General features: G+C 43.5%; 3 protein-coding genes, 1 tRNA gene and 3 rRNA genes. 5 read left to right on the top strand and 2 right to left on the bottom strand.

Annotated elements, in window-relative coordinates; all coding sequences use genetic code 11:
* The first annotated feature begins 105 nt into the window (after positions 1-105).
* The 5 genes from clpB (at position 106) to rrf (ending at position 8,653) form a co-directional block, all read left to right on the top strand.
* Complete coding sequence (clpB, locus tag LDL57_RS11020; RefSeq protein ID WP_225505624.1) at positions 106-2,679, top strand: ATP-dependent chaperone ClpB; 2,574 nt, start codon at positions 106-108, stop codon at positions 2,677-2,679.
* 533 nt (positions 2,680-3,212) lie between these two features.
* Positions 3,213-4,754 (top strand): 16S ribosomal RNA (locus tag LDL57_RS11015).
* An 87-nt stretch (positions 4,755-4,841) separates the two neighbouring features.
* Positions 4,842-4,915, top strand: a tRNA-Glu gene (locus LDL57_RS11010).
* A 371-nt stretch (positions 4,916-5,286) separates the two neighbouring features.
* A 23S ribosomal RNA gene (locus LDL57_RS11005) occupies positions 5,287-8,357 on the top strand.
* A gap of 180 nt (positions 8,358-8,537) precedes the next feature.
* Positions 8,538-8,653: ribosomal RNA gene (gene rrf / locus LDL57_RS11000) — 5S ribosomal RNA — on the top strand.
* Together the 16S, 23S and 5S rRNA genes with 1 tRNA gene alongside form the textbook arrangement of a ribosomal RNA operon.
* A gap of 121 nt (positions 8,654-8,774) precedes the next feature.
* Here rrf and pssA read toward each other — a convergent pair.
* Together pssA and LDL57_RS10990 are read right to left on the bottom strand one after the other, a co-directional pair.
* Complete coding sequence (pssA, locus tag LDL57_RS10995; RefSeq protein ID WP_180559543.1) at positions 8,775-10,130, bottom strand: CDP-diacylglycerol--serine O-phosphatidyltransferase; 1,356 nt, start codon at positions 10,128-10,130, stop codon at positions 8,775-8,777.
* A 189-nt stretch (positions 10,131-10,319) separates the two neighbouring features.
* Positions 10,320-12,953, bottom strand: coding sequence for a bifunctional acetate--CoA ligase family protein/GNAT family N-acetyltransferase (locus LDL57_RS10990; protein ID WP_225505622.1), 2,634 nt, complete (start codon positions 12,951-12,953; stop codon positions 10,320-10,322).
* Between the last annotated feature and the right edge of the window lie 419 nt (positions 12,954-13,372).

The raw sequence follows: 13,372 nt of genomic DNA, 5'->3' as shown, positions 1-13,372 counted from the left end.
TATTTTTACATCAACAGTTGATTTTTATCGTAAGTAACTTGAATAATGTGAAATAAAACCTCATTTAATCTGCATAAATGATTGAAATTGTATTTTGGAGGTATTATGCGTTTGGATCGTCTTACCAACAAATTCCAACAAGCACTAGCTGATGCTCAATCGTTAGCAATTGGACAAGATAATCAATTTATTGAACCAGTACATTTACTCGTTGCCTTGTTAGATCAAGAAGGTGGCACTTTACGCCCTTTATTGACATCTATAGGGGTTAATATCAGTCAATTAAGTAACAAATTAAACGATATTCTTAATACCTTACCGCAAGTGCACGGCACTGCGGGTGATATCCAACCCTCAAATGATCTTATTCGGCACTTAAATTTGTGTGATAAGTTAGCACAACAGCGCGGTGATACGTTTATTTCCTCAGAGTTATTTCTTCTGGCAATTTTTGATGCCAAAACCTCCCTGGCAGATACCCTTAAAACGATGGGAGCCAATAAAGCAAATATAGAAAAGGCGATAGAACAAATGCGTGGTGGTGAAAATGTTAATGATCAAAGTGCTGAAGAGCAGCGTCAAGCACTAAAAAAATACACAATTGATTTAACTGAAAGAGCTGAACAAGGCAAACTCGATCCTGTTATTGGACGTGATGAAGAGATCCGCCGAACAATCCAAGTTCTTCAGCGCCGAACAAAAAACAATCCGGTTTTAATTGGTGAACCAGGAGTTGGTAAAACCGCGATTGTCGAAGGTCTCGCTCAACGCATTGTTAATGGTGAAGTCCCCGAAGGATTAAAAAATAAACGTGTTCTCTCCTTAGATATGGGTGCTTTGCTGGCTGGCGCAAAATATCGCGGCGAATTTGAAGAGCGCTTAAAGGCGGTTTTGAATGATCTGGCCAAGCAAGAAGGAAATGTGATTCTGTTTATCGATGAGTTGCACACTATGGTTGGTGCGGGTAAAGCTGAAGGTGCGATGGACGCCGGTAATATGTTAAAACCAGCACTAGCACGAGGAGAATTACATTGCGTCGGTGCAACCACACTTGATGAATATCGTCAGTATATTGAAAAGGATGCAGCATTAGAGCGTCGTTTCCAAAAAGTTTATGTTGCTGAACCTACTGTTGAGGACACCATAGCAATATTAAGGGGACTAAAAGAACGTTATGAACTGCATCATCATGTACAGATAACTGACCCTGCTATTGTTGCTGCTGCCAGTTTATCAAATCGTTATATTTCGGATCGTATGCTACCTGATAAAGCCATAGATTTAATTGATGAAGCAGGTGCTAGCTTACGGATGCAGATGGACTCTAAACCGGAAGCCCTTGATCGCTTAGAACGCCGGGTTATACAATTAAAACTTGAACAACAAGCACTAAAAAAAGAATCTGATGAAGCCAGTAAAAAGCGGCTTAAAATGTTAGAAGAAGAACTGACAGAAAAAGAACGAGAATATTCAGAGCTAGAAGAAGAGTGGAAAGCAGAAAAAGCAGAGCTTACCGGGACACAGCATATAAAAGCAGAGTTAGAAAACGCACGTATAAGTTTGGAGCAGGCTCGGCGCAGTGGTGATTTAGCTAAAATGTCAGAATTGCAATATGGTAAAATTCCTGAATTAGAAAAACAACTTGCAGCTGCCACTAAAGCAGAAAGCAACACCATGAAGTTATTGCGTAATAAAGTGACTGATGCTGAGATTGCTGAAATATTAGCTCGCTGGACAGGCATTCCTGTTTCCAGAATGTTAGAAAGTGAACGTGAAAAGTTTCTTCATATGGAACAGGATCTGCATAAGCGTGTCATTGGTCAGAATGAAGCTGTTGACGCAGTATCTAATGCCATTCGGCGTAGTCGTGCTGGTTTATCAGATCCAAATCGACCTATTGGTTCATTCTTATTTTTAGGTCCTACTGGTGTGGGTAAAACTGAGCTATGTAAGGCACTGGCAAATTTTTTATTTGATAGTGATGATGCGATGGTGCGCATTGATATGTCCGAATTTATGGAAAAACATACTGTGTCCAGACTTGTTGGTGCACCTCCAGGTTATGTAGGATATGAAGAAGGTGGTTATTTAACCGAGGCCATCAGACGCCGCCCCTATTCTGTTATTTTGCTTGATGAAATTGAAAAAGCGCATCCCGATGTTTTCAATATTTTATTGCAAGTTTTGGATGATGGACGCTTAACTGATGGGCAGGGAAGAACCGTCGATTTTCGTAATACGGTTGTCATTATGACATCAAACTTAGGTTCTGATTTGATCCAAGAGCGTTTTGGGAGTCTGGGCTACAACGAAATGAAAGAGATTGTCATGGAAGTTGTTAGCCGTAGTTTCCGACCTGAATTTATTAACCGTATTGATGAAGTTGTGGTATTTCATCCACTTAATAAAGAGCAAATTACAGACATTGCACAGATCCAACTATCTCGCTTATATAAACGTATGGAAGAGCAAGGCTATAAAGTAAAAATAACGCCAGCAGCGTTAGAAAAATTGGGTGAAGCGGGCTTTGACCCGGTATTTGGTGCACGTCCTTTGAAACGTGCGATCCAACAAGAGATAGAAAATCCATTGGCTGAACAGATGTTATCAGGCAAGTTAGTGCCCGGCAAACAAGTAACTTTAGATATTAAAAAAGGTGTTATTGTTGCTAAGCAATAAATAAAATTAAATTGTTAATCCTATTTGAAGAGGCAATATTTGCCTCTTCAATCTATTATAGCTATTCAATAACCTTGATTAAAAAACATTATTAGCTTAAGTGATCAACAACTAGCTTTGATACTATCAACTTAAAGCTAGCACAATAAATGAGCACTTAAACAGAAAAAATGCAAATAATAGTTGTTAGTTTCAGAAAACCTCCTATAATGCCCTTCCTGTTATCGCGACTTATTCATCAACGAGTGAATAAAAGTATAACGAGAATTAAGGTGAAAAGCGTAATATACGCCACCTCGCGACCTGGGTCGCACGCTCTTTAACAATTAATCAGACAATCTGTGTGGGCACTCGCAAGACATCATCAAAAACTATTTGAAGATTAAGTCTTGAAGAGTGACAAAACAGTTAATTCATATATGAACTAATAAGCAGTAACGTGATTTTGGGCCACAGCGAAGGCGTTAAAACGTCGACAAAGTGGCAAAAAGAAGCGTTACGGCCAGTAAAACATTCTTTGAGCATCAAACTTTTAATTGAAGAGTTTGATCATGGCTCAGATTGAACGCTGGCGGCAGGCCTAACACATGCAAGTCGAGCGGCAGCGGGAGAAAGCTTGCTTTCTTGCCGGCGAGCGGCGGACGGGTGAGTAAGGTATGGGGATCTGGCCGAAGGCGGGGGATAACCACTGGAAACGGTGGCTAATACCGCATAATCTCTAAGGAGCAAAGTGGGGGACCATTAGGCCTCACACCTTCGGATGAACCCATATGAGATTAGCTAGTAGGTGGGGTAAAGGCTCACCTAGGCGACGATCTCTAGCTGGTCTGAGAGGATGATCAGCCACACTGGGACTGAGACACGGCCCAGACTCCTACGGGAGGCAGCAGTGGGGAATATTGCACAATGGGCGCAAGCCTGATGCAGCCATGCCGCGTGTATGAAGAAGGCCTTCGGGTTGTAAAGTACTTTCAGTCGTGAGGAAGGTGTTAAGGTTAATATTCTTAGCAATTGACGTTAGCGACAGAAGAAGCACCGGCTAACTCCGTGCCAGCAGCCGCGGTAATACGGAGGGTGCGAGCGTTAATCGGAATTACTGGGCGTAAAGGGCACGCAGGCGGTTAATTAAGTTGGATGTGAAATCCCCGGGCTTAACCTGGGAATGGCATTCAAGACTGGTTAGCTAGAGTCTTGTAGAGGGGGGTAGAATTCCATGTGTAGCGGTGAAATGCGTAGAGATGTGGAGGAATACCGGTGGCGAAGGCGGCCCCCTGGACAGAGACTGACGCTCATGTGCGAAAGCGTGGGGAGCAAACAGGATTAGATACCCTGGTAGTCCACGCTGTAAACGATGTCGATTTGGAGGTTGTGGTCATGAATTGTGGCCTCCGGAGCTAACGCGTTAAATCGACCGCCTGGGGAGTACGGTCGCAAGGTTAAAACTCAAATGAATTGACGGGGGCCCGCACAAGCGGTGGAGCATGTGGTTTAATTCGATGCAACGCGAAGAACCTTACCTACTCTTGACATCCAGCGAAGCCTTTAGAGATAAAGGCGTGCCTTCGGGAGCGCTGAGACAGGTGCTGCATGGCTGTCGTCAGCTCGTGTTGTGAAATGTTGGGTTAAGTCCCGCAACGAGCGCAACCCTTATCCTTTGTTGCCATCGATTAGGTCGGGAACTCAAAGGAGACTGCCGGTGATAAACCGGAGGAAGGTGGGGACGACGTCAAGTCATCATGGCCCTTACGAGTAGGGCTACACACGTGCTACAATGGCGTATACAGAGAGAGGCGAGCCTGCGAGGGGAAGCGGAACTCAGAAAGTACGTCGAAGTCCGGATTGGAGTCTGCAACTCGACTCCATGAAGTCGGAATCGCTAGTAATCGCGGATCAGCATGTCGCGGTGAATACGTTCCCGGGCCTTGTACACACCGCCCGTCACACCATGGGAGTGGGTTGCAAAAGAAGTAGGTAGCTTAACCTTCGGGATGGCGCTTACCACTTTGTGATTCATGACTGGGGTGAAGTCGTAACAAGGTAACCGTAGGGGAACCTGCGGTTGGATCACCTCCTTACCGAGATAGATGGAATGTGAGTGTTCACACAGATTGTCTGATGAAGATGAGAGTAAAGCCAATCTAAGATTGACTGAAGACCTTGTAGTCCCCTTCGTCTAGAGGCCTAGGACATCGCCCTTTCACGGCGGTAACAGGGTTCGAATCCCTAGGGGACGCCACTTCGGTGATTAGAAAGGCCGCGCATGAACCGATGTGTGAAGCCGGTGCTTTACTTGATAATGATTAAGCCAATTCAACGAGTTGGTTTAACAATTATGCTCTTTAACAATCTGGAACAAGCTAAAAATTGAAACACACATTATTGAGAAAATAATGTGGAGAACTCTCAATACTCCAACGTGAAGTGTCATCACAGTCAGGAAGGCAGGCGTTATGAGCGAGCAGTCAGGAATTCGAGGCGGCCAGCGCGCAGCAAGCGCAGCGTACAAAAGTACGTGAGCATTGCGAGCACTACCCAACAAAGAATTACTGTACGCGCAGCCATAACCTATCAGAATGATAGTGAAATAAAGACACCTTCGGGTTGTGAGGTTAAGCGAATGAAGCGTACACGGTGGATGCCTAGGCAGTCAGAGGCGATGAAGGACGTGCTAATCTGCGAAAAGCGTCGGTAAGCTGATATGAAGCGTTATAGCCGGCGATGTCCGAATGGGGAAACCCAGTGCATTAATGCACTATCGTTTGATGAATACATAGTCAAACGAGGCGAACCGGGGAACTGGAAACATCTCAGTACCCCGAGGAAAAGAAATCAACCGAGATTCCCCAGTAGCGGCGAGCGAACGGGGAGCAGCCCAGAGTCAGCATCGATATTAGCATCAGGAGAAGGGTCTGGAAAGGCGCGCAATAAAGGGTGATAGCCCTGTATCCGAAGATGTTAGTATGGTGAGCTCGAAGAGTAGGGCGGGACACGTGTTATCCTGTCTGAATATGGGGGGACCATCCTCCAAGGCTAAATACTCCTGACTGACCGATAGTGAACCAGTACCGTGAGGGAAAGGCGAAAAGAACCCCGGCGAGGGGAGTGAAAAAGAACCTGAAACCGTGTACGTACAAGCAGTGGGAGCCCCATCACTCAAGTGCCTCGGCAGTTGGGTGATGGCATACCATCACAATAACAGCGCAGGCTTTGCCAACAAGGTTGTTCGGTTTTTTCAAGCCGCAGCGCAGTGTACCTAAAAGTACACGAGCAGCGGAAGTTAAAAAAGCGGACAAGATTGGCCGCAAAGACAAGCGGGACATTTGAGGATGGGGTGACTGCGTACCTTTTGTATAATGGGTCAGCGACTTATATTCTGTAGCAAGGTTAACCGCATAGGGGAGCCGTAGGGAAACCGAGTCTTAACTGGGCGTCAAGTTGCAGGGTATAGACCCGAAACCCGGTGATCTAGCCATGGGCAGGTTGAAGGTTGGGTAACACTAACTGGAGGACCGAACCGACTAATGTTGAAAAATTAGCGGATGACTTGTGGCTGGGGGTGAAAGGCCAATCAAACCGGGAGATAGCTGGTTCTCCCCGAAAGCTATTTAGGTAGCGCCTCGTGAACTCATCTTCGGGGGTAGAGCACTGTTTCGGCTAGGGGGTCATCCCGACTTACCAACCCGATGCAAACTCCGAATACCGAAGAATGTAATCACGGGAGACACACGGCGGGTGCTAACGTCCGTCGTGAAGAGGGAAACAACCCAGACCGCCAGCTAAGGTCCCAAAGTCATGGTTAAGTGGGAAACGAAGTGGGAAGGCTTAGACAGCCAGGATGTTGGCTTAGAAGCAGCCATCATTTAAAGAAAGCGTAATAGCTCACTGGTCGAGTCGGCCTGCGCGGAAGATGTAACGGGGCTAAACCATGCACCGAAGCTGCGGCAGCGACAGCAATGTTGTTGGGTAGGGGAGCGTTCTGTAAGCCGTCGAAGGTGGACTGAGAGGTCTGCTGGAGGTATCAGAAGTGCGAATGCTGACATAAGTAACGATAAAGCGGGTGAAAAACCCGCTCGCCGAAAGACCAAGGGTTCCTGTCCAACGTTAATCGGGGCAGGGTAAGTCGACCCCTAAGGCGAGGCTGAAAAGCGTAGTCGATGGGAAACGGGTTAATATTCCCGTACTAAGGGTGACTGCGAAGGGGACGGAGAAGGCTAGGCTATCCGGGCGACGGTTGTCCCGGTTTAAGCGTGTAGGTGGGTTATGCCGGCAAATCCGCATGACCAAGACACTGAGGCGTGATGACGAGCCACTAAGGTGGTGAAGTAGTTGATGCCCGGCTTCCAGGAAAAGCCTCTAAGCGATAGGTAACCATTAATCGTACCCCAAACCGACACAGGTGGTTAGGTAGAGAATACTCAGGCGCTTGAGAGAACTCGGGTGAAGGAACTAGGCAAAATGGTGCCGTAACTTCGGGAGAAGGCACGCTGGCGTTAGGTGAAGTGGTTCGCCCATGGAGCTGAAGCCAGTCGCAGATACCAGCTGGCTGCAACTGTTTATTAAAAACACAGCACTGTGCAAACACGAAAGTGGACGTATACGGTGTGACGCCTGCCCGGTGCTGGAAGGTTAATTGATGGGGTAAGCCGTAAGGCGAAGCTCTTGATCGAAGCCCCAGTAAACGGCGGCCGTAACTATAACGGTCCTAAGGTAGCGAAATTCCTTGTCGGGTAAGTTCCGACCTGCACGAATGGCGTAATGATGGCCAGGCTGTCTCCACCCGAGACTCAGTGAAATTGAACTCGCTGTGAAGATGCAGTGTACCCGCGGCAAGACGGAAAGACCCCGTGAACCTTTACTATAGCTTGACACTGAACATTGAGCCTTGATGTGTAGGATAGGTGGGAGGCTTTGAAGTGTGGACGCCAGTTCGCATGGAGCCGACGTTGAAATACCACCCTTTAATGTTTGATGTTCTAACTTGGGCCCGTAATCCGGGCTGAGGACAGTGTCTGGTGGGTAGTTTGACTGGGGCGGTCTCCTCCCAAAGAGTAACGGAGGAGCACGAAGGTTGGCTAATCACGGTCGGACATCGTGAGGTTAGTGCAAAGGCATAAGCCAGCTTGACTGCGAGCGTGACGGCGCGAGCAGGTACGAAAGTAGGTCTTAGTGATCCGGTGGTTCTGAATGGAAGGGCCATCGCTCAACGGATAAAAGGTACTCCGGGGATAACAGGCTGATACCGCCCAAGAGTTCATATCGACGGCGGTGTTTGGCACCTCGATGTCGGCTCATCACATCCTGGGGCTGAAGTAGGTCCCAAGGGTATGGCTGTTCGCCATTTAAAGTGGTACGCGAGCTGGGTTTAGAACGTCGTGAGACAGTTCGGTCCCTATCTGTCGTGGGCGAAGGAAGATTGAGGGGCTGCTCCTAGTACGAGAGGACCGGAGTGGACGCACCACTGGTGTACAGGTTGTCATGCCAATGGCATCGCCTGGTAGCTAAGTGCGGAAGAGATAACCGCTGAAAGCATCTAAGCGGGAAACTTGCCTCAAGATGAGTCTTCCCTGACAGTAATGTCCTATAAGGGGTGTTCGAGACGAGGACGTAGATAGGCTGGGTGTGTAAGCGTAGCGATACGTTGAGCTAACCAGTACTAATGACCCGAGAGGCTTAACCTGACAACACCGAAGGTGTTTTGAGAAGAGAGAAGAGATTTTAGCTTGTTCAGAGATTGGTGCCTGTAAGCGGTTACGGCGCTAGAAGTCAACGGGCGAGATGGCCTGCGCATAGCGAGAGGCAGCCGAGATGAGCGCCCGAGGCAGTAGCGTAACGAAACAGGATAGCGAAAAAAGAATTTGTCTGGCGGTAATAGCGCGGTGGTGCCACCTGATCCCATGCCGAACTCAGAAGTGAAATGCCGTAGCGCCGATGGTAGTGTGGGGTCTCCCCATGTGAGAGTAGGGAGCTGCCAGACGTTAATTATGTTTAAAAAGCCACCTAAGGGTGGCTTTTTGACGTTTTATCTACTGATAATATTTTGATTTTAGATATAAAAAATAAAATCATATTTAGCGGTAGGAAATTGAGCTAGCCTATTAGAGAATGCGACGTATTAACCTATCTACGCGGATCCTGCGTAAACGGCGAATAAGTTTTTTAATTTTTACTGGATAGCGTTGGATATTTTCAAGCTCTTGATAATGTTTCACAATATGAGTATTTGTTGTGATACATTTTAATTCTTTGTTTTTTTGCTGTAGTAGAACTTTTTGGGGATCATGAATTAAAATTGCATTTTCCAAATCCAGTCCCCATGCACGTGGATTGAGATTATTGCCAGTAAGTAATTGCCAATTATTATCTATCCAAATTCCTTTTAAATGATAGCTATTGTCCCCGTCTTTCCATAATCTGATGGTTAATTGTTGGCTATCTACAAAGTGTTGTAACCGACAGATAAATCGACGTAGATTAATTTCATATAAATATGGTAATGCACTGATAATTTTGAAAGGTTTTTCTGGTGGAATATAAAAATCATTAGCCGTTTTATCGCCAATGATAATTTCAATATGTTTGCCATCACGTAATAATTTACTAATTATACGCGTTAAAATAGTAGGTAAATTAAAATAGGGGGTACAGATAGTCATTTTTTTTTCTGTACTGTTCATTAAATGCATAATAACTTTATTTAATTCATTTTTTTTGCCTAAACCGATTAATGGAGTTACTGCTAACTCTTCATTGGTGGCATTATTGTGCCATTGATAGTGACAACTTTTTAAACTATGACGAAATTGTTTAATCAAACTTTTAATTTGAGTATTTCGCGGGCGATGTGCTTGATCTAGACGCTGAATGGCGGGTGAAGATAGCAAGCTTTGGTCGATAAAACTTTTCATTGTCGCTGCTAATTGGGCATTATCTAATATATGATAACGATCGTAGCGATAACGTTGATGTTGTTGCAGATAGACATCATTAATACTGGCACCACTATAAATAACGGTATCATCGAAGATGAAGCCTTTTAGATGTAAAACACCTAGTGCTTCACGTGTATTGACAGGGATACCAAAAATAGCAATATTCACTCCTGGATGAGCCAGCGCCATTTGATAATACCAATCAGCATTAGTTGCGCTGGCATCTGCACCAATGCGACCACGTTGCGCTCGATGCCAGTCAACCATTATTTTGATATCTAATTCAGGTCGCGCCCTTTTTGCTTGGTAAAGCGCATTTAATATGTCGCGTCCAGCATCATCATGTTCGAAATAGAGTGCAGTAATATAAATATACCGTTGAGCGTTGGCAATTTTGTCTAACAGGGCTTTACGGAAACTTTCTGTTTGGTAAAGCGTGACAACGCCAGTGGCAGACTGAGGTAATTTTGCTAATTGCTCAAGATATTGTTGATGCTTTGCTTTTTTTAATTTGGACAACATCACAGTGTAAATTTTCTCTTTTTTATTAAGGGAGTAGATTATATACTCTTGTTTAGGTTTATTGAAAATTAGTGATTCATGATACCATTAGTTTAATTTTTTGTATCTATTAATCCCAGCTATGTTGAGCGATTGTTCAGTCATTATTTACTACATTATTAGGCCTATATAGTTATAAGATTATTTTCTTTATAGTGCTAAATCTAGGTTGACAATACTATCTTCAAATTGAAGATCGAGATTAAAACCTAATTTTTGTGCTAGTTGTAGCATTTTTTTATTTTCAGGCATGGTAATTGCGGTAAGTCGCTGAGTACCTCGGCTACGGCTATATCTGATAATTTTATCCATTAGTTGATATCCAAGTGTATTACCTTTCATATCAGAACGGACTAAAACGGCAAATTCTGCTTGCTGATTGTCAGGATCCTCTACTACGCGAACTACGCCAATGATCTCGGAATTTTTTTTAATCGCAATAAAAGCCATTTCGCGGTCATAGTCGATTTGGGTCATATTTGCTAAGTCATCAGGGGTAAATTCGCTAATTTCACTAAAATAACGATAATAAAGATCTTCTTTGGTTACCTGAGTAATAAAATCTTTAAGTAGATGTTCATCTTCCGGTAGGATAGGTCTAAGTAGACACTTTATGCCATTTTTAAGAGAAATAATTTCTTCTAATTCATTAGGATAAGGTCTAATTGCTAATCTTGCCTTAGGATCACCAACAATAGGGCAGAGTTCCATTGCAACATCCAGTAAAGTGAATTCATCCTCAAAAGCCAGCAGGGGATGAATATTTAGTCGTACAATCTGCGGACAATCTATCAGTAAGTTTGAAACACGGACGAGTAATTGGCAAAGACCATCAATATTTAGTTGATGGGATGAATTTGTTGATTTTATTTTTTGATTTTTAATTGCTTGAATAACTAGATATCTGGCTAATGTCATGTTGAGAGGGGGGAGCGCTACCGCAGCATGGGTTTCTGGCTGCCATTCAATATCACCATCACCTAATAAGATCAAAGGACCAAAAATGGGATCTTGTTCAATTGCTATTTTTAACTCGAGAGAACCTGCTTTATTTGCCATACTTTGTACTAATAGGCCTTGAATCATGGCGTTAGGGAAGTGTTGAGCGGCGCGATCAAAAATTCCCTGGCTAGCATCTGCCACTTCTTTGGCATTGCGTAAATAAAGCATAACGCCTTGAATATCAGATTTGTGAGGAATATCTGCCGAGCGTAATTTTAAAGCAACCGGATAGCCAATTTTTTCAGCGATAGCGATTGCCTGATCACTATTATGGGCTATCCATGTGGGTAATATTTTTAAGCCATAGGCGCGTAAAATAGGTTCCACCTCATGCGTATCAAGCTGGGTTATCCCTTTTTTTAATGCTTTTTGAATTAATGCATGGGCTTTTGTTGTGTTAGCGGTTAATCCAATAGGTAATGCCGGTGTTTCTGTCAATTGTTTTTGGTTACGGCGATATTCTACCATATGCATATAAGCAGTAATGGCGCCTTCCGGTGTTCGATAAGTTGGAATACTCGTTTCACTAAAACGTTTACGGGCATCTTGGGATGAATATTCGCCACACCAGTTAGTTAATATAGTTAACCATTTACCGCGGGGATGTGATTGAATGGTGTGAATGATCCTCTCAGCGGTAAATAAACTGGGGGCAATAGTACTAGGCGAATGAATAAGTAATATAGCATCATGATCCTGGCTATCTAACATAATATTAAGGATTTTGATGTAGCATTCTATGGTTGCATCATCACCGATATTAATTGGATTTTGATTTGAGTGAAGATTGGGAAAAATGGCTTGAATTTTTTGTTGCGTATTAGTATTCAGTTTTGCCAGCTTTCCTTTGCGCCGAAAAAGCTCATCGAGGGCCATTGCGGCGGGCCCGTTACCATTACTAATAATAGAGAGCCTGTCCCCCTTTAAAGGAGACATGTGACTTAATGTTTCTACTGCGGAAAACATTTCATGGGTATCTTGCACTCGAAGTAATCCCGCTCGTTGAATAGCTGCGTCATAAGCAGCATCAAAGCTTTGGACTTCACCTAGTAAATATTGTGCTTGTTGAGTACGTCCGCTTTTAACAACTAGAATCGGTTTATTACGTGATGCACTGCGAGCAGCTGAAAGGAATCTTCGCGCCTGCTGAATATGTTCTATATAAAGTAATATGGCGCTGGTTTTATTATCTCTAGCCAGAAAATCAAGTAGATCATCGATATCAATATCCAAACTATTTCCCAGCGCAATAAAGTAAGAAAAGCCAATTTTACGCTGTTGTGCCCAGTCCAGAATAATATTTGAAACTGCAGCAGATTGAGAAATAAAAGCTAGTTTGCCTTTTAAGATTGGAATTGGTGAAAAGCTGGCGTTTAGTTGTTGCCAGGGGGCTAGGATCCCCAAACTATTGGGCCCCAATAATCTTATATTGTACTGCTGTGTTAATGCTTTAAGTTTCACAAACTGAGAAGGTGGCGACGAGAGGATAATGGCCGCTTTACAACCCATTTTACCCAGTTGTTTTAGACAAGCTAAATTTCTATCTGAATTTGTGCAGATAACCGCTAAATCTGGTGAAAATGGTAATTTATCAATTGTAGGATAGGTGAGTATTCCCATTACCGCATTTTTATTTGGTGTAACCGGCAGGATCGGGCCTGTAAAGCCACTAGAAAGTAGATTCTTGATAATCACAGATCCTGCTCGTTCTGGTTTTTCTGAGGCACCAATAACTGCAATGGATTTAGGTCGCAATAATGCGTCGAGTCCACGCTGGCTCATAGATATTTACCTTGTCATGGGTATTGTCTATCAATGTAGCTGATATTTTCGCATTTTTCTGTGATTTTTGCCGCCAGAGGACAAAGTTTGTTGGTCAGATACTATTTATAAAAAATAAATTATGAAATCATAATTTCATAATTATTAGTTTCTTATGAATATTTTTTTCATTCTTTAATGGTTGTTATTTTAATATCACACAGATTCACACGATAAAGATTAAGTGGTGTTAAAAAAATTAGCTTGCTTTTGAGAGCGGAATTTAAAAGTAAAAAAATATAAAAGTTTATTATTTTAAAAAGTAAAGAATATTATGTTGTTTTTTGTTAAATAAAAAATAATTTCATCATATTACTGGTGGTAATTATTACTCTAAAAAGAAATTAATAAAACGGTGTTTTGAGCGATACGGTATTGGC

Origin of the sequence: Arsenophonus apicola (assembly GCF_020268605.1) — a bacterium.
Classification (GTDB): Bacteria; Pseudomonadota; Gammaproteobacteria; order Enterobacterales; family Enterobacteriaceae; genus Arsenophonus; species Arsenophonus apicola.
The sequence above is the reverse complement of the archived record's forward strand: the minus strand, read 5'-3'. Positions and strand labels throughout refer to the sequence as shown.